Raw genomic sequence first — 22,335 nt, 5'->3', positions numbered from 1 at the left:
AGTTAGCTACTTTGGGTATCAGGTCGAAATCGATTTATTGAGGACTTTGACAATCGGGGCAGATGCCTCTGACTTCTAGCGTGCGCTGTTCTGGTTTAAATCCAAGATCAGAAGCTTTGCCTAGAATGGCAAGATCGATGGTTTCGTCATGGACTTCAGCGGCACAGCCACAATCATTGCAAATCAGAAACAGGCCAGCGTGCTCTTCGGCTGGATGAGCGCAGCCTACATAGGCATTGAGGGATTCAATGCGGTGTATCAGGCCTTGCTCAAGCAAAAAATCGAGAGCTCGATAGACTGTGGGAGGGGCGGTTTTGCCACTTTCTTGGGAAAGCTTAGAAAGCACGTCGTAAGCCCCGACAGGGTGATGGCTGTCCCAAACTAACTTTAAGATCCTCTTTCGGGCATCCGTAAGGCGTACTCCTCTTGAAACGCAAAGTTCCTCAGCTGCATTGAGGGCGGTTTTGACACAGCGTCCATGGTCATGGGAGCCGCTACAAAAGGAAAGGGAAACAGTATCAAAGTTTTTCATAGCACTGTGATATCTCGTCTTGACAAGTATGTAAATGTTATAACATAACGTAAATGAATTTTCTATAATATTTATTTGAGCCTATGTGCTTAAGTTATTTCAGAGGTACTGATGAATAGTATGTCCAAGTGTTTTACTGCAATGGTAAGAGTGACTTCTTTGGCCAGTGTAATTGGGTTAAGCACGTATAGTTCAGCGGCTGTCGCAGACACAGGCCCAAAGGTTGTTGTATCGATATTGCCGATACATTCACTTGTTCAATCTGTCATGGATGGCGTTGGCGATGCCGAGCTTCTTGTCGACCAAAAAGCATCGCCTCATGGTTATAGTCTTCGGCCATCACAGGTCAGGGCTTTGAATAAAGCCGATCTCATCGTCTGGGTCGGAGAAGGGTTGGAAACCTTTTTGGAAAAACCTCTAAGCCAGCAGCCAGCGAATACGACAGTTCTCGAATTAATGGATTTAAAAACAATTCACTTGCTGGAAAACCGTACTGCGGGAACCTGGGATGAACATCACGCTGAAGAGGGCCATGGCGACCACGAGGAAGAGGGTGGACATGATCACGATGAAAATCATAACCATGGGAAATATGATCCTCATATCTGGTTATCGTTAGATAACTCTCGCGCTATTGTTAAAAGGGTTGGGAGTGAACTCGTAAAAATCGATCCTGATAACGCTCAGCTTTACCATAAAAATGTAGAAGTGACTTTGGCTTCCCTTGGGCTTATGAAGCAAGACATCTCGGCCCAAATGAGTAATGTGAAAAACAAACCCTATTTGGTTTTTCATGATGCTTATCAGTATTTTGAACAAGAATTTTCTCTCAATTCCATCGGTTCTGTAACAATTGATCCAGAAAGGAAGCCGGGGGCGAAGAGGTTAACGGAACTACGTGAACATATCAGGCTTAGTGGAGCTGTTTGCATTTTTAGTGAGCCGCAGTTCAAGCCGGCAGTCGTTAATGTTCTCTCAGAAGGGTTGGCGATAAAGAAGGGCGAACTTGATCCCATGGGGAGTGAATTTGAAGCCGGTAAAATGGCTTACGGTCAGTTGCTCAATGGTTTGGCAGGCTCAATTACAGAGTGCTTATCTGACTAGAATTTATCTAAAGGACGGATAAATTTGTCGTAAGTAGCCACAATATTGGTGTAAGCGTTATCTTCTTTAATCGAATCTAGGTTTATAGATGTGCCTTCGCTCAGAAGGATTTTTAAAGAGCATGGGAGCTGCTCTTTAAAAAAACATCTTTGGCGAAAAAGGAAGCCGCAATCGGAATTGTGGGATATGGTTAGGCAGGAGCCTGAGATAAATATACTTGAGCATAGCTCAGGGAGGCAATTTGTCTCAGGTTAATGGTTCCCACTCCTGATTGCGGCTTCAAGTGAAACTCTTAAGGTCGAAATTTCTTCCTTGCTATAAGGAATTGCCGGGTGCGCGCCCCAAACAGGACCAGGCCAGGCCGGATCATTTTCAAAGCGTGCAACAACATGTATGTGTAATTGGGGAACCATATTCCCCAAAGCGCCAACATTGATCTTGAATGCATTGAAATCTCTGACAAGAACTTCGGATACGTTCCTTATTTCTTCCATGACTTCAGCCAATTTTTCTGATGGCAGATCATGCAAATCACGTAAGTCTTCATAACGCGGCACCAAAATCAACCAAGGGTATTGGCTGTCATTCATCAGAAGAACTCGGCTGTGTGCCAAGTCTTTGATGAAGATAGTATCGGCTTCCAGGCGTTCGTGAAGAGCAAATGTCATATTGAGATTACTTTCAATTCCAATAATGTTTTGATTAGTAGGGGCAATCCACGTCGCCCATTTCCACATAAACGGACTTAATCTGAGTGAAGTGATTTATGGCAACCGTACCGTTTTCACGTCCGATACCCGATTGTTTGTATCCACCAAAAGGCATTTCAATTGGGGTGATGTTGTAGTTATTGATCCAGCAGGTTCCTGCTTCCAGGTTTTCAATCACACGGTGGGCACGGTTAATGTCTTGCGTGAAGACGCCTGCTGCAAGGCCGAATACTGTGTCATTAGCTGCTGCAACAACCTCATCTTCATCATCAAAGGTAATAACTGACATCACTGCGCCAAAAATTTCTTCATTGGCGATGCGCATTTCGGCTTTTACATCAGTAAAAATGGCAGGTTCTATGAAACATCCGTTTTCAAAGCCTTCAACCGTAACTTGGTTTCCACCATAAGAGAGAGTTGCGCCTTCATTCTTACCAATCTCGATGTAGTTTAATACCTTCTCCATATGTTCTTTATGGATCAGTGAGCCAACTTGAGTATCGAGATCCATTGGATCTCCAATAGTCATCTTGGAGGTGCGATCAATTAGTTTTTTAAGGAAAACCTCTTTGATGTCTTTGTGAACATAAACGCGAGTCCCGTTAGAGCAAATCTCGCCCTGGGTATAGAAGTTCGCGAGCATCGCAGCTGATACAGCGTTGTCGATATTGGCATCATCAAACACGATCAAAGGGGACTTGCCGCCAAGCTCAAGTGTCACGTGTTTTAATGTTTTCGAGGCCGATTCCATCACACGTTTGCCTGTTGGGACAGAGCCTGTGAGGGAAATTTTTTCAATGCCTTCGTGCTCTGCGAGCATCTGCCCAACAGGGCCGAGGCCTGAAACCACGTTGAACACACCGTCTGGTAATCCGGCTTCAGTATAAATTTCTGCAAGCTTTAGAGCTGTAAGAGGAGTTACTTCCGAGGCTTTGTAGATTACTGAATTGCCACAGGCGAGCGCGGGGGCAGACTTCCAGCAGGCAATCTGAATTGGATAATTCCAAGCACCAATAGCAGCGCAAACACCCAGTGGTTCTTTGCGGGTATAGGCAAAGTTTCCGTTGGCCAACTGGATGTGTTCGCCATTGATTGATGCTGCAAGGCCTGCAAAATATTCGATACATTCTGCGCCGGATTCAACGTCAACACAGTTGGCTTCCTGCATTGGTTTACCAGTATCAGTAACTTCGAGGGCGGCGAGTTCGTCATTGCGTTCCCGAAGTAGAGCAACAGCTTTTAACAAGATGCGACTGCGCTCAGTCCCACTCATCTTTGACCAAACCTTGAAGCCAGAATTTGCAGCTTCTACTGCCTTATCAATGTCGTTGGAAGATGCGATCTGAACGTCACAGATAACTTCCCCCGTTGCAGGGTTGATTGTCTCGAAAGTCTGTCCCGATGTGGCATCTACATAGCTACCGTTAATATAAAGCTTTTGTGTTGGAAGCTGGGCCATTGTCTTTAGTCCTTGGTCTAGATCTTGTTGTTCTTAATAAAATACAGGTGCTCAGTTAGTCCTGGTTCACCAGAATTTGACTGTTGATGTAGCTTTCCATAATGGAAATTGCTTGTTTCGGTGTTACGCCGCCTTTTGTTAGAGCGCACCGGATCCAAAGCCCTTCGACCATAGCAGCGAGGCCAGTTGCCGTGCTGGCAACTTTCTCTGCTGGTAGAAGAGGTTTTAGGGCATGCTGCAAATTACTCTGCATGCGCCGCTCATTAATTCTGTGTAACCGCGCCAAATCAGGTGAAGTTGGCACTAGTGCCCAGAAGGCGAGCCAAACATCAACCACACCAGGTTTAAACTGGTCGGCGGAGAAATTTGAGTTCACGATTGCCAGGAGGCGATCCATAGGGGTTTTTGCATAGGCTAATTGCCTTTTGGTCTCTTCCCCCAAGATACGCATAAGGTGTTGTTGTGTGGCAGTTAAAAGGCCAGATTTGTCAGCGAAATAATGGGCAACAATTCCCGAAGACAAACCCGCACGCTTGCTTATTTTCGAAATGCTGGCATTGGTAAAGCCTTCCTCGTGGATCATGGCGATTGTCGCATCGATCAACTGGGCTTTCCTAATCTCTTCCATTCCGACTTTTGGCAAGACTCTATAATCCTTTAAGCTTCATTTCTATCTACGCGGAGTCATCTGGATAGAAATATTTCACCTGTTCAAATCACCAATTGTTGGTGTTACTATTTGATTTCATTATGAAAAGGCATCTTTTGTAATGAGATCATTTATGTTTGTTGAATATATCAATAATTTATTTTGATTGAACGTTCAATCAAAATAAATTATTGATAAAAGTGTGGCGACGTTTTTAGATGTCGTTCAAGGGAGTTAATCAGGCAATAATTCTGCAAAAAAAGAACAAAACCGCAGAAACTTTGCTATAAATATAATTTAAGCCTCAGGATTCATTCCGAGCGCAAATAAAATGGAGACAAGTGAATGAAACTCAAACACTTGGTTTCGGCTAGCACACTCGCTATTGCTGCCGCTGCACTTTCAACTGGTGCGCAAGCCGCCGACCCAGCAAGCTGTCAATCTGTAACCTTCTCTGATGTTGGTTGGACTGATATCACAGCAACAACCGCGACGACTTCTGTTGTCCTTGAAGGTCTTGGTTACAAGCCTGAAACTCAAATTCTTTCCGTACCAGTTACTTATGCTGGTCTCAAGAATGGCGATATCGATATCTTCCTCGGCAACTGGATGCCAACAATGGAAGCTGATATTGCTCCTTACCGGGAAGAAGGTTCAGTTGAGACTGTTCGTGTAAATCTAGAAGGCGCGAAATACACCCTCGCAGTTCCAAAATATCTTGCCGACAAAGGCCTTAAGGATTTTGCTGATATCGCAAAGTTCAAAGATGAGCTCGATGGTAAAATTTATGGTATTGAGCCAGGTAACGACGGTAACCGTCTGATCCAGGACATGATCGATGCTGATACTTTCGGTCTCAAAGGTTTTGAAGTTGTTGAGTCCTCTGAAGCAGGCATGCTGTCTCAGGTTTCTCGTTCAACTCGTCGCGACAAGGGAGTTGTCTTCCTTGGCTGGGCGCCACACCCAATGAATTCTAACTTCGAACTTACTTATCTCTCAGGTGGCGATGCTATCTTTGGTGAGAACTTCGGTGGTGCCAACGTTTACACAAACGTGCGTAAAGGCTACGCCACTGATTGTCCTAACATGGGTAAGCTTCTTGGAAATCTTCAGTTCTCCCTCGCAATGGAAAACGAAGTCATGGGCGCTATCCTTGATGATGGTAAAGACGGCCCTGTTGCTGCGACTGAATGGCTCAAAGCAAATCCAGGTGCACTCGATGCTTGGCTTGCCGGTGTTACTACCTTTGACGGTGGCGATGGTATTGCTGCAGTAAAAGCTCACCTTGGTCTCTAAACTGGTCACCAAGTAAATAAATTACAGAGGGCTGGCATTTTGTCGGCCCTCTTGTATGTTTAAAGAAAATAAAGCCAGTGATAGTAAGTGTTCGTTTGATTGATAATTAAATGAGCGCGGGCTGGAATAAAAACTGGCTAAAAAATAATGAGCGAGAGCTCGATAAAACGTCGAGATTGCTTTTGTAACAGAGGGATTCACTATGTCCGGCATCGAACAATGGTTGGTTGACCATAAAATTCCTGTAGGAAGTTGGGGAGAGAGTTTCTTCGATTTTCTCATTGATAATTTTGCAGGTTTTTTTGACGCGATTACAGATGGTGGTAGCTTTTTGATCGATGGATCGGTCGAATTACTTTTATTGGTTCCATCCGTTATTCTGATTTTGTTGGTAACTGGAGTTGCTCAGTATTTGCAGCGATCTTGGAAACTTTCCTTGTTTGTCGTGCTTTCCCTATTGTTCATTATTAATCAGGGCTACTGGGAAGAAACGATTGAATCCCTTGTTTTGGTTGTTTACGCGACATTGGTATGTATGCTTGCGGGTGTTCCCCTTGGTATCGCTGCCGCACATCGGCCCTGGCTCTATTCCATTCTACGGCCGATTTTGGACTTGTTGCAGACAATTCCTACCTTTGTATACCTCATACCAGCGATGACACTGTTTGGTCTTGGTATGGTACCTGCGCTTGTTGCAACTGTTATCTTTGCAATTGCTGCTCCGGTCCGCTTAACACACCTAGGGGTCTCTTCTGTGCCCAAGCCTTTGGTTGAAGCTGCAGAATCATTTGGCGCCACCAAGAAGCAACTGCTCTGGAAAGTCGAAATTCCTTATGCGCTGCCGACGATAATGGCTGGGGTTACCCAATGTATTATGCTGTCATTATCCATGGTTGTTATCGGGGCACTGGTTGGTGCCAGTGGTCTAGGTAAGCCAGTTGTTCGTGCTTTGAACTCACGGCAGATCGATATGGGTATCGAGGCTGGTTTAGCTATTGTTATTGTGGCGATCTTACTTGATCGACTTTGTAAACAGCGCAATGCCCCTGTTGATGGCGCTTAGGGTAGGGATGGAGCATAATTATGTCAGCTGTAGAATTTAAAAACGTCGATATTGTCTTTGGTGATAAGCAAAAAGAAGCCATACCGATGGTCGACGCCGGGAAAACCCGTGACGAAATCCTAGAGGCCACGGGATGTGTTCTTGGTGTTGCAGATGGATCTATCAAAATCGAAGAGGGTGAGATTTGTGTTCTCATGGGCCTCTCGGGTTCTGGAAAATCCACATTGTTACGTGCTGTGAATGGCTTAAACCCTGTTACGCGTGGCGAGGTTCTCGTTCAAGATGGTGATACCATGGTGGATGTTGCTTCTTGTGATGCAAAGACTCTCCGTCATATGCGTATGGAACGTGTTTCAATGGTGTTCCAGCAGTTTGCTCTGTTGCCTTGGCGCACGGTGTCCGAGAACGTAGGTCTCGGGCTTGAACTTAAGGGGATGCCAAAAGCAGAGCGCGAAGCTATCGTTGAAGAAAAGCTCAAGATGGTGAGCTTGGATCAGTGGAAAGACAAGTACGCACATGAGTTATCTGGAGGAATGCAGCAGCGTGTCGGTCTCGCGCGTGCTTTCGCTACAGATGCAGATATCCTGCTTATGGATGAGCCATTTTCAGCGCTAGATCCTTTGATCCGTGATCACCTTCAGGACGAGTTGCTCGAGCTTCAACGTAATCTCAAGAAGACCATTATCTTTGTTAGTCACGATTTGGATGAAGCCCTCAAAATCGGCACACATATTGCGATCATGGAAGGGGGCCGTATCGTGCAGTATGGTGAGCCGGAAGAGATCGTTCTCAATCCAGCCAATGAATATGTGGCAGAGTTTGTCGCACATATGAACCCGCTAAACGTACTTCGCTGTGCATCTCTTATGACGCTTACTGATGAGTTGAAGAAAGATAACGACCAACTCATTCTTGATAAATACAGCGCTTTTAAAGTTACGCTTGGTAACGATGGAGCCATTAGCAAGGCGGTGTTCGAAGATAAAGTTGATCTGAAGCTCTTCCGTTTTGGAGAAGAAAACCACCTTTCTGATATCGGCGAAGATAGTATTGTTATTGCCTCTCCGAACATTACGATGAAGCGGGCAATTGAGCTTCGTCAAGCCACGGGAAACCCTGTTCTGCTTGCTGAAGACAACCGCTTGGTTGGTGTCGTTGGGGATGAGGAAATTTATAAAGGTATTCTTCGTCAGAGCTCCATTGCTGACGCTGCCGAATAGTCCTGGGAATTATAGACGATGACAATAAAAGCAATCCTTTTTGATAAGGATGGTACTTTGCTGGATTACGAGCAGAGCTGGATGCCGTTGAACCGTAAGGCCGCCTTGATGGCGGCGGAGGGCGACGAAAGTCTTGCGGCTAAACTGCTCGCCGAAACAGGTTATGATCATCACTTAGGGCGGGTGCTTCCGGGTTCTATGCTGGCTGCCAGTAGTAATGGTGAGATCGTTGCAAAATGGTGTGAGCATCTACCCGATGCTGATTATGACGCGCTCATTGTCAAGGTTGAAACGATCTTTCAAGAAGATGGTGAGGCTGCGGCAGTTGCGGTTACGGATTTGGGTGTGTTGTTTGATCGTGAGCGTGACGTTAACCGCATCTGTTTGAGCTAATGAATAATGGTTATGCTTCATTTTTCTTTTGAATGGAGCGTTTAATGTCAGCAATTGAGAACGATTTATCGCGAACAGAATTCCATTGGCTTGAGCATGCGCGTTCGTGTGAGTTAAACGGGGTGGGCATGAAAGCTTATGCCGAGGCACACGATCTTGACCTGAAGGATTTTTATCATCAAAAGGGGGAGCTTGTTAAGCGGGGTCTTTTTGTTGTTTCTAGTCGAGATGAAAATTTACACAAGATTGTAAATGGTTCAGCTGATGGCCCAGGCTTATTGTATTGTCAGGTTTGCCTTCGTAACGGGCTAGAAGTCAAATGGCCTGTTTCGGGGAGAACATCGGATTTAACATCTATTGTAGATGCACTTGAAGGTCTGTGATGCGGCGGCCTTCAGATGCTTTGCCCGTCATTTATCTTTGCGCAAATCCCGTTGATTTTCGTCGCGGCATAAATGGTTTGTCGATGCTTGTTGACGACATCCTCAGCCTTGATCCATTCTCTGGCTACCTCTTTGTTTTTTCTAATCGTCTAAGCAACAAGGTCAAGTTACTTTACTGGGAGAAAAACGGATTTTGTTTGTGGCAAAAGAGCCTTGAAAAAGATCGGTTTCATTGGCCACGACACTTGAGCAAAGGAGCCCGTATAGAGCTCAGTGGTCGCCAATTGAACTGGTTGCTGGATGGTGTTGACCTCCGTCATGTGAAAGAGCATAAGCCTGTAAATTATTCGGAGATATATTAAATATTTACAGCACTTTATACTGTTTTGAAGAGTATAAATTTGGTATACTTCGGCTATGTCAAAAGCGCCCATTTCTTTCCCTGAAAGCCTTGAAGAATCACGTATTTTAATAGGTGGTCTTCATGCGCGTATTGATATTCTTGAAGAGCAAAACAGATTATTGCGTCATCAGCAGTTTGCCGCTTCCAGTGAGAAGACATCCCCGCAAGAGCAAGGTCTCTTGTTTGATGAAGCAGAGGAAGCGGCTGAGGACGACACAGGGGCAGAAGACGATGATAAAGAGATCAAAGTTCCAGCTCATACCCGTAAAAGGGGTGGACGCCGCTCTTTGTCAAAAGACTTGCCCCGTGTGCGGATTGAACACGATATCCCCGAAGAAGAAAAGATTTGCGCTTGCGGATGTGGTCTTATGGCCAGAATTGGGGAAGAAGTCACCGAACAATTGGATATAATTCCGGCTAAAATGCAGGTTCTTCAGCATGTGCGTTTCAAATACGCCTGTAAATCATGCGAAGAAGGCGTAACAATCGCGCCCTTGCCACCACAGCCCATCCCCAAAAGCATCGCTTCTGCTGGACTTCTTGCTTATGTGGTAACGGGAAAGTATGTGGATGGCCTGCCTCTCTATCGTATGGTACCTGTTCTGAACCGCTCCGGTGTGGAGTTTAACCGTACATTACTCTCGCGGTGGGTGATCAAATGTGGTGATCTTGTTCAGCCCCTGATTAATCTGTTTACCGACCATCTCCTAAACTACGATATCATTGCCATGGATGAGACTGGCGTTCAGGTCTTGAAAGAACCTGGGAAAAAACCTCAAAGCAAATCCTACATGTGGGGGCAAAAAGGAGGCCCTCCGGACCAGCCAGTGATCCTGTTCCACTACGATCCCTCCAGGGCGGAGGATGTGGCAAGGCGATTGTTGGAAGGTTACACTGGGTATCTTGTTAGTGATGGATATCAGGTCTATCTGAATGTGACATCCGACAGCACAATCATCGGCGTCGGATGCATGGCTCACGCCCGGCGTAAGTTCAATGATGTCATCAAGGCACGGAAGAAGTCCAAAAGGCGAAAACCCGGCCTTGCCGATCATGCCATGGAGGCCATCAGAGCTTTGTACCGCATTGAAAAGCTCGCAAAAAACATGAGCGATAACGAACGTCGGCTATTACGCAAGGAAAAGGCCAAACCAATCCTTAAAGACTTGAGAGAGTGGATTACCAAGGTCAAATCGTCGGTGCCGCCGACATCGTTACTTGGCAAGGCTTTGCACTACATTGATAAGCAGTGGCCTCGGCTCATTCGCTACCTTGATGATGGCCGCTTGCCAATTGATAACAATGAAATGGAGCGCGTAATTAAGCCGTTTGTAATAGGAAGGAAAAATTGGCTGGCACTTCTCCGCTTTGTTGAGTAGATTTAGGATTTCAAATAGAGCATAGATTGATTATCTGGAATGGATGATTGTCTAATTTTGAGTTTGAAGTATTCGGTATCCTTGATGCCTCTGGCTCGCTTACGGATCATTCCTATACTGACATTACCAGCCTCTATCCTGGCGCTTGTGAGCTTGTGTTTGGCGTAGTTGCAGATGCCCACACAATGTTTCCGTAGGGATTTCGCGAACTTTTTTAGATAGAGCATCTGTGACTGATCTGCTATCAGGCACCAACGTTCCAGTTGCTCCGCCATCGCCTCAAATGAAGCGGCACTCCACAGCAGCTGAAGCTGTTCTTTCAAGACGTAAAGTGCATTCAGGTTGCTATTGCTCTCCAGCAACCTTTGCAGCTTGTCACTTTGTTTTTCACTCAACTTATCCGCATTTTTGAGCAACAGATAATGTGTCCCTTTCATCAACTCTTTACCACTTGGATCGGCCTTTCTGAACTCAAGTCGACGCTGATTATGGATAGCTTTGCTGTAGTTTTTCATGACGTGGAAACGGTCAAATACTATGTCGGCCAACGGCAAGGACTCTCTGACAGCCTTTTGGTAGGCAGGCCCCATATCCATCGCTACGGCCTTTATTTTGCAGGCTGTATCTGGTTGCAGTTGTTTCAAAAACCTTGAAAAAACCTCGGCAGTTCGGCCTGCTTCAACCCAGATCAGATGACCGCCAACCATATCGTAGACCACCGTCATGTAGTCATGACCTTTCGCCCGGGCAACTTCATCTACACCAATATATTCCAAGCCAGTTAGCTCTGCAGGATCAAGCGTAGGGAGAGTTTCAATAAGGTATGCCCTGTCGATATTCTTGACCGTTTCCCATCGTATATCCAAATGTCTGGAAACCGCTTGAATAGACATATGCCGACATAATCCACTGATCAGTCGGCAAAATCGGTGAGTGAAACGGCACCCTTTATCAACAAAATCACACCCCTCAATGCGGCGTTCGCCCTTGTTAATATAAACCTGCGCCAGCTCAATCTCGACCACACAAGGATACCCAAAAAGGGGGATGTCGTTTACTTGTCGGCGGACATGCTGGTTGATGCTTCCCTTCTGGCCTGTAGCAGGGTCTATAGCCCTCCTACGCGCGTCTCGGCTGCAGTGAATGACAATCTTAACACCGCCGTCATCCAGTTTAATTTCATTTACACGTTGCCCTTTGAGGCCTAAAATATGCTGCGAGATGTTGATTGTCATATACCTGCTCTATGTAAAGTTATCAGAAACCATACATATCAACAGGTTACTTGGCGGTCGGCATCTTTTTCTACTCAACAAAGCGGAGAAGAGCCAATTGGCTGTTCTCAAAATCCCAAAATGGTGCCAAGGCCAGTGCAAATCTTTACTCTATCGTCGAGACCGCCAAGGCTAACGGGATCGAGCCATATTCATATCTTCGACACATTTTTACCCAATTACCTAAAGCAAAAACCGTCGAAGACTTTGAAGCTCTGCTGCCCTGGAACGTCAACAGAAACAACGTAACACCTTACATCATGCAAAAATAGGTGCGGTTAACGTCACGCTCACGTTTGATCGCTTAAAAGCTCGCGGCCTTAAGTTGGGTGTGGCCACGAGTGATAGTGAACAGGGGGCTCGCCGATCACTCAGTCGCTTTAATGCCCTGGACAAGCTGGATTTTGTTGCGGGCTATAATTCTGGCCATGGGCTTAAGCCTACAGCTGGTATGGTCAATGGATTTTGTGCCGCGATGGAGCTTGCCCCTGAAAACATTATGGTTGTCGGGGATAACCTTCACGATATGGAAATGGGTGTGAATGCTGGTGCTGGAATGAAAGTCGGGGTTCTTACGGGAACATCCGAGCGAGAACTCCTCGCTACTCTGGCAGATCACGTCCTAACCTCAATCGAAGAACTTGAAAGTATTCTGGACTAGAAGTCGTGTATTTGGCGTAAAGCGTAGATATGAACATAAAAAAAGGACTGCAAAAAAATGCAGTCCTTTTTCTTGTATATTGGTTCAGTTAAACTTCACCAGGAAATTTACCGTCATCAGCAGCCTTGCGTTTTGGATCGCGACCTCTGCGTTTGCGTCCGCCACCAGTCACAGGCTCAGCCGGTTTTGCACCAAGAGGACCGGCTTCATTCATTGCGCGTGCACCATTGGAAATTTCACCTAAGCGAGAAACGATTTCATCTAGGCTTGGTTTAGGGCCACGTGTGTGGTTGTCCAAGGCTTCACGCATATGTTTGACATGATTTGCTGTTGTACCGCAGCAGCCACCTACGATTTTGATGCCTGAATCAACTGCAATTCTTGCGTATTCAGCCATAAGCTCAGGTGTGCCAGTATAGCGAATGGCGCCATCTACATATTCAGGAATACCACAGTTGCTTTTTGAAACGAGAACATCACCGTCTTCAGCGCACATAGCCATATTTTGTAACGCGGTTACCATTTCAGATGCGCCAACGCCACAGTTGGCACCATAAGCAACTGGAATCGGGCTGAGATCTTTTACGCGCCTTGCAAAGTCAGCAGGGGTGAGCCCCATCATTGTGCGGCCGTTGGTATCAAAGCTCAGGGTCGTTACGATTGGTAATCCGGTTTCGCTACAGGCTGTAACCGCGGCCTCAAGTTCTTCAGGTGCAGAAATTGTTTCTAGCCAAAGAACATCGGCACCAGCTTCGGCTAGTGCAAAGGCTTGTTCGCGGAAGGCTGCAATTCCTTCTTCGCGGGTTAGGCTTCCAACCGGTTCAAATATATCCCCTGTTGGTCCCATTGAGCCGGCGACAACTACAGGGCGTCCAGCATTGTCCGCAACTTTTTTTGTGATTTTTACGGCGGCGGCATTGATTTCGACAACACGGTCCTGAGCTTTGTGAAGCTTCATTCGATTGCGTGTACCGCCAAAGGTATTGGTTAGAATAATATCTGAACCGGCATCAACAAAGGACTTTTGCAAGTCGTAAATTTTCTCTGGCTGCTCAATATTCCAGAGCTCAGGAGCGTCACCCGTTTGGAGGCCTACTTCAAATAGGTTTGTTCCGGTCGCGCCATCAGCGAGGAGCCATTCACGGGTTTTAAGGAGTTCAAGAAATTTATTCGCCATGGTTCATATACCACATAATATTGAAATTAATCCGTTGTCAGAAATTAGGCTTTTTTTTTAAGATACGCAAGCTATATCAGGAATTCTTTATATAGATTTTTGAGGAAGTATGGTTAATGTCACTTGTAATTACAGTGAAGTGAACTAATTGGGTCATAAAAGTGACATTTCTATTTCTGGTGGGTGTTCTTTTCGGCAAAAAAAGTATAGATATATCCTGCTCGCGATATTTCTCCCCGCAGCGCCGTTAATTAAACACCCGGTTTGAAGACCAGATGGGGATAATGAGCATCATACAAAGGTTGGATAAAAACTACATGTCGAGTTTAAAAGACAGAAAGATCGGCGCGGGCCGTTCGGCTACGGTATATCTGGATCATCTACCAGATGGCCGTGCGACAGCACGTAAAATTTTTGTTGGCTCGAGTTTGGCTGGCCTGGTTCACAATGTAATATTTGGTGCCAATAATCCTTATATATGGCATCAGGGCTCTATTGTTGAAGCCGCTTGCCGTCGCCGAGTGCTTGCTGCCCTCATGAAATTATGGCTCCCTGAAAAGCTTCGAATTGCTGAAATTATATCGGTTTCCTGGAACGAAGAATTTTCTGCTAACGAAATCACTATGGAGTTCATCGACGGACGGGCGCCTTCGCTTCATCACCCTTATTCTTCGATGAAAGAAGCTGAAATCAAAGACCTCGTCGATAATGTCATGAAACCTCTTCAAACATTGCTTCTTGATTCTGGTTTTGATGGACTGGCGTGGCAGGCAGGGTATGGTAACCCCGTGGCGACCAGTAATTTCTTACTGGAGTCTACGGAAACAGGTGAAAAACGCTGGGTCTGGGTTGATTTGGAATCTGGCGTACCCGCACTTTTCCCAGCTAACCCCATTCTTCTTTTTAGCTTCTATCTTCAGCGAACTTTCGCAAATGGACGCCCCCTTTACGATGATGTCGATGTACCAAAGTTACGTCGTTATATTGAAGAGAACCGGGATGCTTTAAATGGCGTCTTGAGCGAAAAAGAATATGAAGATCTTTGCAATGATGCCGAGGGGCTCGTTCACAAGGAAGATGACTGGCGATTTATGTCGCGCCTGCAGCGCAGTATTCAGTCAAGACTTGCGCGCGGTAAAATTACAGAAGAAGAAGCTGAGCATTATAAATCACGTCCTCTCCGTTGGTATAGTCGCCTGTTTAAAACGGGTATTTCGCGTGGATATGCGAAACTTGGTCGAGTGATCAAAGAAAGTAAATTACTAAAGCAATTAAGTCATCTGTTACCGATGGTAAAAGCCTTTATGCTTATGCCTTCATATCGTGCACAATTGAGCCGGTTGGTGGTCGCTAGAGGGATTGAAAATTGGCGCAAACGCCGTCAGCTCTCCGATCACGAAGCCGAAACGCTTAAACACGAAATGGAAAACAGTGAGAGCAGCCTTTATATCACCGATTTTGGGGTGTTGATGGCGCTTAAACCGTTTATAAAAGTAATTACACTTGCGACAATTTTCATCTTAGGGGCTCTGGGTGTTATCGGGTTAGCTGGTGGTGTGATCGGGTATCTCAGTGCAGGAGTGATTGTTCGTACGATCTATACCAGTTGTCGGATTATTGCCTCAACTGCCCGTGGAGCGAAAAGACCTTGGTTGGCGTTGTTTGTCGGTTTTGTTCCCGTTATTGGTAATGCAGCTTATCCATTACAGCTGCTTTATGAGGGAACACGCGGTGGAAATGCGGTCGCTAAATTTATCATTTACGATCTAATGGCTCGCCTTGGTCGTGCGGTTCCTATCTGGGGCGGTCCGGATACCTTGATTGAGCACAAGGCCAACAGCATTGGTGACCTACTGGTTCGCCATCGTTCAGCCTTACCGGAAGCCGCAGAATAACTCCTTTTCGATTTTATTAAGTTAGTCATGGGTATACTCGGTTAGAAATTTTGATATTTCTGAGCAAGTTTAATCATGCGTAAATCGATATTAATCAAATCGATATTCTTTCTAGCCCTGCTACAGACCTCTGTAGCCGTTCATGGTAATGCTGACGAAATCAGATTGATTACGGGCGATTTTGCTCCAATGGCATCAGCATCACTTCCTGAACAAGGAGTATATGTCGCATTGGCTAAAGAGGTCTTTCGGCGATAGGGGCATAGCTTAAGCGTTACCTTTAAGCCCTGGAGCCGCGTGCTACACGAAGTTCGCAACGGTAAGTACGACGGAATTCTTGGGGCATTTTATACTCAAGAAAGGAGCAAAGATTTTCGATATACTCTTCCTATCTATGAAGAAGTTACAGCCCTAATAGCTTTGAAAAAATCTGGATTAATTAGTTATTCCACTCTACGTGATCTAGAGGGATACCGTATTGGTGTATTTTCTGATTGGGCTTATAGCCCAGAATTTGATAATGCTGATTTCCTGTCAAAAGACAAATCTACCAAGTTTGACCTCCTTCGCTTACAGCAAGGCCGTGTTGATATTCTCGCAATAACAATACCAATGATGTCGTACTTGATTCAGCAGGATAAGCTTGATGCTGATCAGTTTGTTATTTTAAAACCTTATTTGGCAAGTCAGTTGGCGCATATTGCCTTCTCGAGAAAAGTATCACTGACAGGGAATTATGTTGAAGCCTTTAACCGTGGTCTGGTTGGTATGGTTAAGGATGGTAGCTATCTGGCCTTGTTTCAAAATCATGGTCAACGGGGAGAGATCCCGAAGGCTTTGTCTGAATTCTCCCAGTAGGTTTCGATCTCATGATTTTACTGGTATTATGATTTTATAAATCAACTTGTGCGATTGTTGATCACTGGGAGTGCTGCTACGAAAAAGGAGTGCCAACAGAAGCGATCGTGAAAAAACATATTCAAGATTTGTATAATAGGTTGTCGATTTTAGGGGCGTTGAGGACTGGGCAGCGCGTTCCTCTCGACGATGCTGCGAAGGGCGAACCGCGATCTGACGGCCCGGATTGTGGGGATGCGAGTCAATTTTTCCTGCAAGAATTTCTCAAAGGCCATGAGGTCTGTCGCGACAACTTTAAGCAGGAAGTCCTGGCTTCCAGTCATAAGGTAACATTCGACAACTTCTTCAAATTTATCAATTTCCTCTTCGAATTGCTTAAGGTTTTCAGATGCTTGTTTTTCAAGCTCTACAGAAACAAAGATGTTAATCATGTAACCAAGTTTGGTTTGATCCACCCTCGCAGCGTACCCAGTGATAACGCCTTCATCTTCCAGCATTTTTACTCTGCGTGCACAGGGGGTTGGCGACAATCCAACACGTTCCGCCAACTCAATAGATCGGATGCGTCCTTCTGTTTGGAGGATTCGCAATATCTTTATATCAATGGTATCAAGTTCCATAAATCTCTACCAGTGTGTCAGTTATTAGTGAAAAGTAGCTCATTTTGTGAGGTATACTACCAACTTTAGTAATAATCACCAGGATTTATATGTCATAGTTACTGACAGATGAATAAGCCTTCAAAAGGCAATGAACCTAGGGAGTGATATATGTCGGAAAAAAAGCAGCTACATCTACATGTACCTGAGCCAGAATTCCGTCCGGGAGATACGCCTGATTTCTCTAATGTTGATATCCCCAAAGCTGGATCTGTTCGGCGACCTGACGTGGATGTTGCACCTGAAGAAATCAGGGACCTGGCCTATTCGATTATTCGAGTTTTAAACCGTGATGGTGAGGCCGTGGGACCGTGGGCTGGACTTCTCGGTGAAGATGAGTTGATCAAGGGGCTGCGTCATATGATGACGTTGCGCGCTTTCGATTACAGAATGATGATGGCCCAACGCCAGGGAAAAACCTCTTTTTATATGCAGCACTTGGGTGAAGAAGCTGTTTCGACAGCTTTCCAATGTGCGCTTGTAAAAGGGGATATGAACTTTCCGACTTATCGTCAGGCTGGTTTGTTGATGGCGCAAGATTATCCAATGGTTAAGATGATGAACCAGATCTACTCCAATGAAGAAGATCCTTTGAAGGGCCGTCAACTCCCCATTATGTATTCAGAAAAAGAGTACGGATTTTTCTCCATCTCGGGAAATCTTGGGACTCAGTATATCCAAGCTGTTGGTTGGGCTATGGCCTCTGCCATTAAACACGATACTAAAATAGCTGCGGGTTGGATTGGGGATGGATCTACCGCTGAATCAGATTTCCATTCGGCTCTTGTCTTTGCCTCGACCTATAAAGCGCCTGTCGTCCTTAATGTGGTGAATAACCAATGGGCAATCTCTACATTCCAAGGGATTGCAAAAGGGGGCTCAGGTACCTTTGCAGCACGCGGGCACGGCTTTGGTATTCCGGCCTTACGTGTTGATGGCAATGATTACCTCGCGGTTTACGCCGCGGCCAAATGGGCTACGGAGCGGGCACGTCGCGATCTCGGACCTACGATGATCGAGTATGTGACTTATCGTGCCGGGGGACATTCGACATCTGATGATCCCGCAGCCTATCGCCCGAAAGAAGAGTCTGACGCCTGGCCACTTGGCGATCCTATTGAACGATTAAAGCTACATTTAATTTCCATAGGAGCCTGGTCGGAAGAACGCCACAAACAGGTTGATGCTGAAATCAAAGACACAGTGCTCGCGGCACAAAAAGAAGCAGAAAGTCACGGCACTCTGCACGCTGGAGGGTCTCCCTCTACCCGGGATATGTTCGAAGATGTCTATAAAGAAATGCCTCCACATTTAAGGCGGCAACGTCAGGAAGCAGGAATATAAACATGAGCAGAATGACGATGATTGAAGCCATCCGGGATGCGATGGATGTGATGATGGATAAAGATGATGACGTCGTCGTCTTTGGGGAAGACGTGGGGTATTTTGGCGGTGTTTTCCGTTGTACGCATGGCCTTCAGGAAAAATACGGAAAGAACCGTTGTTTCGACGCTCCGATTAATGAGTCCGGTATCGTCGGATCAGCTATTGGAATGGCGGCGTATGGCTTACGCCCTTGTGTTGAAATGCAGTTCGCTGATTATGTATATCCTGCTTATGATCAAATTGTATCAGAGGCTGCACGTCTTCGGTACAGATCAGCTGGCGATTTTACTGCTCCGCTCACAATTCGGATGCCAACGGGTGGGGGAATTTTTGGCGGACAAACCCATAGTCAAAGTCCAGAAGCCATCTTCACGCAAGTCTCTGGACTAAAGGTGGTTGTACCTTCGAACCCCGTAGATGCTAAAGGATTGCTTATCTCTGCGATTGAAGATGATGATCCCGTGATCTTTTTGGAACCTAAACGCCTCTATAATGGCCCTTTCAATGGTCATCATGACCAACCCGTAACACCGTGGTCAAAACACGAATTAGGCGAAGTTCCCGAGGGGCATTATAATATCCCTCTTGGTAAGGCAAAGATTGCCCGTGAAGGTGCTGAGGTTACGATCATAGCATATGGAACAATGGTTTATGTTGCCGAAGCGGCTGTTAAGGAAACTGGAATTGACGCAGAAATTATTGATCTGCGTACACTTCTGCCATTGGATGAAGAAACAATCATTGCTTCAGTTAAGAAAACCGGTCGTTGTGTTGTGGTCCATGAAGCAACCCTGACATCCGGCTTTGGTGGTGAGTTACTCTCCAGAGTACAAGAAACCTGCTTCTATCATCTCGAGGCCCCAATTCAGCGCGTCACAGGATGGGATACGCCTTATCCTCATGCCCAAGAGTGGGATTACTTCCCTGGACCTGCGCGGGTAAGCCGCGCACTTGAACAAGTAATGGAGGCCTGATCAATGGGTGAATATATAATCAAGCTTCCAGATGTTGGCGAAGGTGTTGCAGAAGCCGAGATTGTGGAATGGGAAGTTGCAATTGGTGATGTCGTGCAGGAAGATTCTGTTCTTGCCGCTGTTATGACCGATAAAGCAACAGTTGAAATCCCTTCGCCTGTGGATGGCCGTATCATCTGGCTCGGTGCTGAACCGGGTGACGTTATGTCTGTAGGCTCTCCGATTATCAAGTTGGAGGTCGATGGTGAAGGCAATGTTGCAGCTGGCACGGAGGTGAAACCTGAAGAGCCTGCTCCTGTAAAAACCTCAGAACCTTCAGTGTTTGTGGTCGAACCGCCAAAGGCGAAAGTGACGATTGAAAAGCCTGTTGCATCTCCTGCGCGTCAAGCAACAGTTGGCCCTGCCCGCGCGGAAGGGGAAAAGCCAATAGCATCACCCGCAGTACGAAAGCGTGCACTTGATGCAGGAGCTGATCTTCGCCAGGTATCTGGAACGGGGCCCGCGGGTCGAATTTCTCATGAAGATCTCGATGCTTATTTTGATGGTAGTACTGTAAAAGCCCGCCCCGGAGGAGGTCTTGTCGCGAATACCTCTGTTTCAGATGTGAAGATCGTTGGACTGCGCCGTAAAATTGCGGAAAAGATGTCGATCTCAAAATCGCGCATTCCGCACATTACCATCGTTGAAGAAGTTGATATGACCGCCCTTGAAGAATTGCGCGGAACTCTGAATAAAGGAAAATCAGAGGATCAACCCAAGTTAACCCTATTGCCATTTTTGATGCGCGCCTTGGTTAAGGCGGTTGATGAGCAGCCAAACCTGAACGCAATTTTTGATGACGAAGCCGGGGTGGTACATCAATACGGCGGTGTTCACATCGGAATGGCAGCACAAACGCCAAACGGCCTTGTTGTGCCCGTAATCAAACATGCTGAAGCCCGTGATGTCTGGGGGTGTGCTGCAGAAGTTAATCGTCTTGCTGCTGCCTCTAAAGCGGGAACGGCAACCCGGGAAGAACTCAGTGGTTCGACCATAACCATTACGTCTCTCGGTCCTTTAGGTGCTATCGCGACAACGCCTGTTATAAACCATCCAGAGGTCGCTATTTTGGGCGTCAACAAAATGGCTATTCGACCAATGTGGGATGGCACTGATTTTGTGCCAAGAAAGATGATGAATATTTCTTCGAGTTTTGATCATAGGGTTATCGACGGTTGGGATGCTGCTGTATTTGTGCAGCGTATCAAGTCCCTGTTGGAAACACCTGCAATGATCTTTATGGAGGGCTAAACCATGAAAGAGATCAAAACCAAACTACTTATTATCGGTGCAGGTCCAGGTGGATATGTATGCGCTATTCGTGCCGGCCAACTGGGTATTGATACTGTTGTCATTGAAGCTGGAAAGCCAGGTGGAACGTGCTTAAATGTCGGCTGTATTCCGTCAAAAGCACTCATCCATGCCGCAGATGAATACGAAAAAGTATCCCGACTTTCTGGAAAAAATGCCCTTGGTATATCAACTTCGAAGCCGAAAATTGATTTGTCCCAAACAATGGAATGGAAGGACGGTATTGTCAGTCGTCTCAATTCTGGTGTTGCAGGGCTATTGAAAAAACACGGGGTGAAGACTGTTGAAGGGTGGGCAAAATTCCGGGATGGGAAAACGGTTGAGGTTGATACCCCGACTGGGCCACAAATCATACGAGCGGAATATGTGGTTATCGGGACCGGCTCCGCTCCCGTAGAACTTCCATTTCTTCCCTTTGGCGACAAGGTGATTTCTTCTACGGATGCTCTGTCTTTAACTGAAATTCCAGGTAAATTAGCTGTTGTCGGTGGTGGATACATCGGTCTTGAACTCGGGATCGCCTATGCAAAGCTGGGGTCCGAAGTGACCGTGGTCGAGGCAGAGAGTTCTATCCTCCCCCAATACGACAAAGATCTTATTCGTCCAGTCCTAAAGCGCCTTGATGCACTTGGTATTAAAGTGATGACAAAGGCAAAAGCCAAAGGATTATCGACCAAAGGAAACTCCCTACTTGTCGAGAATGGTGGTGGAGTGGATCACAAGATCCCTGCTGATAAAATACTGGTGACGGTTGGTCGAAAACCAGTTACTCATGGCTGGGGGCTAGAAGAAATTGATCTTCGTATGGATGGCCCGTTTATCCATATCAATGATAAGTGCCAGACCTCAATGCGAGGGACTTACGCCATTGGGGATGTAACGGGAGAACCAATGCTTGCGCACCGGGCCATGGCCCAGGGGGAAATGGTTGCAGAGATCATTGCAGGTGAAAAACGCACTTGGGATAAAGTTTGCATTCCTGCGGTTTGCTTTACAGACCCTGAAATCGTGACCGCCGGACTGTCTCCGAAAGAAGCAAAAGATATGGGCTACGCTATCAAGACCGATAGTTTCCCCTTCCAGGCCAATGGTCGTGCAATGTCGGCAGAACGCGAAGAGGGATTTGTGCGTATTGTTGCCCGTGCCGATAATCATCTGGTTTTGGGTATTCAAGCCGTAGGTGTCGGCGTTTCCGAACTTTCAGCGGGATTTGCGCTCGCTCTTGAAATGGGCGCCAGGCTCGAAGATATCGCGGCGACGATCCACGCTCATCCAACCCAAAGTGAAGCTTTACAAGAGGCCGCTCTTAAAACGCTGGGACATGCGTTACATATCTAACCGAAGATTAAAAAGAGCTAAGCACATGAGCGTCGGATTTTTCCGGCGCTTTTTGTTTTGGTTCTGCTTAAATCATCGCGCAATAACCTAATAGTGTTTTGTCGCACTTATCCGTGTACTCTATTGCTGAATAATAAAATCAATAAGCAAAAAATAACGTTCGGATGGGGAT

At 46.2% G+C, this 22,335-nt stretch carries 22 protein-coding genes and 2 pseudogenes; 17 read left to right on the top strand and 7 right to left on the bottom strand.

The window, feature by feature from the left end; translation table 11 throughout:
• Positions 1-34: 34 nt before the first annotated feature.
• Positions 35-532, bottom strand: a complete 498-nt coding sequence (locus tag ACOGW3_RS06840) for a Fur family transcriptional regulator (protein WP_419902282.1) — start codon at positions 530-532, stop codon at positions 35-37.
• 159 nt (positions 533-691) lie between these two features.
• On the opposite strand from ACOGW3_RS06840, the gene znuA reads away from it, so the two are divergent.
• Positions 692-1,636 carry a zinc ABC transporter substrate-binding protein ZnuA gene (gene znuA / locus ACOGW3_RS06835; RefSeq protein ID WP_419902281.1) on the top strand — a complete coding sequence of 315 codons (945 nt, stop codon included), beginning with the start codon at positions 692-694 and terminating at the stop codon, positions 1,634-1,636.
• A gap of 251 nt (positions 1,637-1,887) precedes the next feature.
• On the opposite strand, the gene ACOGW3_RS06830 is transcribed toward znuA, so the two are convergent.
• Genes ACOGW3_RS06830 through betI form a run of 3 tightly spaced genes read right to left on the bottom strand, consistent with a single transcriptional unit; the run spans position 1,888 to position 4,448 of the window.
• Positions 1,888-2,304 carry an HIT domain-containing protein gene (locus ACOGW3_RS06830; RefSeq protein WP_419902280.1) on the bottom strand — a complete coding sequence of 139 codons (417 nt, stop codon included), beginning with the start codon at positions 2,302-2,304 and terminating at the stop codon, positions 1,888-1,890.
• A gap of 34 nt (positions 2,305-2,338) precedes the next feature.
• Positions 2,339-3,805, bottom strand: coding sequence for a betaine-aldehyde dehydrogenase (betB, locus tag ACOGW3_RS06825; protein WP_419902279.1), 1,467 nt, complete (start codon positions 3,803-3,805; stop codon positions 2,339-2,341).
• Positions 3,806-3,860: 55 nt separating this feature from the next.
• Positions 3,861-4,448 (bottom strand): choline-responsive transcriptional repressor BetI, encoded by a 588-nt coding sequence (gene betI / locus ACOGW3_RS06820; protein ID WP_419902278.1) that lies wholly within the window; start codon positions 4,446-4,448, stop codon positions 3,861-3,863.
• Positions 4,449-4,799: 351 nt separating this feature from the next.
• Between betI and ACOGW3_RS06815 the strand changes: the two genes are divergently transcribed.
• The 7 genes from ACOGW3_RS06815 to tnpC all read left to right on the top strand — a co-directional run bounded on the left by ACOGW3_RS06815 (position 4,800) and on the right by tnpC (position 10,591).
• Complete coding sequence (locus ACOGW3_RS06815) at positions 4,800-5,750, top strand: choline ABC transporter substrate-binding protein (protein WP_419902277.1); 951 nt, start codon at positions 4,800-4,802, stop codon at positions 5,748-5,750.
• Positions 5,751-5,952: 202 nt separating this feature from the next.
• Complete coding sequence (choW, locus tag ACOGW3_RS06810) at positions 5,953-6,813, top strand: choline ABC transporter permease subunit (protein WP_419902276.1); 861 nt, start codon at positions 5,953-5,955, stop codon at positions 6,811-6,813.
• 20 nt (positions 6,814-6,833) lie between these two features.
• Complete coding sequence (choV, locus tag ACOGW3_RS06805; RefSeq protein WP_419902275.1) at positions 6,834-8,033, top strand: choline ABC transporter ATP-binding protein; 1,200 nt, start codon at positions 6,834-6,836, stop codon at positions 8,031-8,033.
• Positions 8,034-8,051: 18 nt separating this feature from the next.
• Positions 8,052-8,426 (top strand): hypothetical protein, encoded by a 375-nt coding sequence (locus tag ACOGW3_RS06800; RefSeq protein WP_419902274.1) that lies wholly within the window; start codon positions 8,052-8,054, stop codon positions 8,424-8,426.
• Between the two features lie 44 nt (positions 8,427-8,470).
• A complete protein-coding gene (locus ACOGW3_RS06795) occupies positions 8,471-8,809 on the top strand; it encodes a hypothetical protein (protein ID WP_419901112.1) in 339 nt (112 codons plus the stop codon).
• Complete coding sequence (gene tnpB / locus ACOGW3_RS06790; RefSeq protein WP_419901111.1) at positions 8,809-9,171, top strand: IS66 family insertion sequence element accessory protein TnpB; 363 nt, start codon at positions 8,809-8,811, stop codon at positions 9,169-9,171. Before ACOGW3_RS06795 ends, tnpB begins: the two co-directional genes overlap by 1 nt.
• Positions 9,172-9,226: 55 nt before the next feature.
• Complete coding sequence (tnpC, locus tag ACOGW3_RS06785; protein WP_419902273.1) at positions 9,227-10,591, top strand: IS66 family transposase; 1,365 nt, start codon at positions 9,227-9,229, stop codon at positions 10,589-10,591.
• Positions 10,592-10,593: 2 nt separating this feature from the next.
• Here the strand turns inward: tnpC and ACOGW3_RS06780 are convergent, their stop codons facing one another.
• Positions 10,594-11,826: an ISL3 family transposase gene (locus ACOGW3_RS06780; RefSeq protein ID WP_419901077.1), complete on the bottom strand. Its 1,233-nt coding sequence runs from the start codon at positions 11,824-11,826 to the stop codon at positions 10,594-10,596.
• Between ACOGW3_RS06780 and ACOGW3_RS06775 the strand changes: the two genes are divergently transcribed.
• From ACOGW3_RS06775 to ACOGW3_RS06765, 3 genes and pseudogenes are all read left to right on the top strand, one after another.
• On the top strand, positions 11,813-12,001 hold the full coding sequence (locus ACOGW3_RS06775) for a hypothetical protein (protein ID WP_419902272.1): 189 nt from the start codon (positions 11,813-11,815) through the stop codon (positions 11,999-12,001). The two genes, ACOGW3_RS06780 and ACOGW3_RS06775, sit on opposite strands and share 14 nt — an antisense overlap.
• Positions 11,916-12,137 (top strand): annotated as a pseudogene (locus ACOGW3_RS06770) (transposase domain-containing protein); the annotation flags it as partial. The gene ACOGW3_RS06775 and the pseudogene ACOGW3_RS06770, both read left to right, overlap by 86 nt.
• The gene (locus ACOGW3_RS06765; RefSeq protein WP_419902478.1) at positions 12,089-12,526 is read left to right on the top strand and encodes an HAD family hydrolase; all 438 of its coding nucleotides are present in this window, start codon (positions 12,089-12,091) and stop codon (positions 12,524-12,526) included. The pseudogene ACOGW3_RS06770 and the gene ACOGW3_RS06765, both read left to right, overlap by 49 nt.
• A gap of 88 nt (positions 12,527-12,614) precedes the next feature.
• On the opposite strand, the gene bmt is transcribed toward ACOGW3_RS06765, so the two are convergent.
• Complete coding sequence (bmt, locus tag ACOGW3_RS06760) at positions 12,615-13,703, bottom strand: betaine--homocysteine S-methyltransferase (protein ID WP_419902271.1); 1,089 nt, start codon at positions 13,701-13,703, stop codon at positions 12,615-12,617.
• Between the two features lie 284 nt (positions 13,704-13,987).
• On the opposite strand from bmt, the gene ACOGW3_RS06755 reads away from it, so the two are divergent.
• Positions 13,988-15,598 carry a hypothetical protein gene (locus tag ACOGW3_RS06755; RefSeq protein ID WP_419902270.1) on the top strand — a complete coding sequence of 537 codons (1,611 nt, stop codon included), beginning with the start codon at positions 13,988-13,990 and terminating at the stop codon, positions 15,596-15,598.
• 291 nt (positions 15,599-15,889) lie between these two features.
• Positions 15,890-16,456 (top strand): annotated as a pseudogene (locus tag ACOGW3_RS06750) (substrate-binding periplasmic protein); the annotation flags it as partial.
• Positions 16,457-16,605: 149 nt separating this feature from the next.
• On the opposite strand, the gene ACOGW3_RS06745 reads toward ACOGW3_RS06750, so the two are convergent.
• Positions 16,606-17,076, bottom strand: coding sequence for an Lrp/AsnC family transcriptional regulator (locus tag ACOGW3_RS06745; RefSeq protein WP_419902269.1), 471 nt, complete (start codon positions 17,074-17,076; stop codon positions 16,606-16,608).
• A gap of 150 nt (positions 17,077-17,226) precedes the next feature.
• Here ACOGW3_RS06745 and ACOGW3_RS06740 point away from each other — a divergent pair, with 150 nt between their 5' ends.
• From ACOGW3_RS06740 to lpdA, 4 genes are read left to right on the top strand one after another with little or no spacing between them, the layout of a single operon-like run.
• Positions 17,227-18,459, top strand: a complete 1,233-nt coding sequence (locus ACOGW3_RS06740; protein WP_419902268.1) for a 3-methyl-2-oxobutanoate dehydrogenase (2-methylpropanoyl-transferring) subunit alpha — start codon at positions 17,227-17,229, stop codon at positions 18,457-18,459.
• 2 nt (positions 18,460-18,461) lie between these two features.
• Positions 18,462-19,475, top strand: a complete 1,014-nt coding sequence (locus tag ACOGW3_RS06735; protein WP_419902267.1) for an alpha-ketoacid dehydrogenase subunit beta — start codon at positions 18,462-18,464, stop codon at positions 19,473-19,475.
• A 3-nt stretch (positions 19,476-19,478) separates the two neighbouring features.
• Positions 19,479-20,765 carry a dihydrolipoamide acetyltransferase family protein gene (locus ACOGW3_RS06730; protein ID WP_419902266.1) on the top strand — a complete coding sequence of 429 codons (1,287 nt, stop codon included), beginning with the start codon at positions 19,479-19,481 and terminating at the stop codon, positions 20,763-20,765.
• 3 nt (positions 20,766-20,768) lie between these two features.
• The gene (gene lpdA, locus ACOGW3_RS06725; RefSeq protein ID WP_419902265.1) at positions 20,769-22,163 is read left to right on the top strand and encodes a dihydrolipoyl dehydrogenase; all 1,395 of its coding nucleotides are present in this window, start codon (positions 20,769-20,771) and stop codon (positions 22,161-22,163) included.
• The last annotated feature ends 172 nt before the right edge of the window (positions 22,164-22,335 follow it).

It is taken from the genome of Kiloniella sp., assembly GCF_965205715.1.
In the GTDB taxonomy this organism is placed as follows: domain Bacteria; phylum Pseudomonadota; class Alphaproteobacteria; order Kiloniellales; family Kiloniellaceae; genus Kiloniella.
The sequence above is the reverse complement of the archived record's forward strand: the minus strand, read 5'-3'. Positions and strand labels throughout refer to the sequence as shown.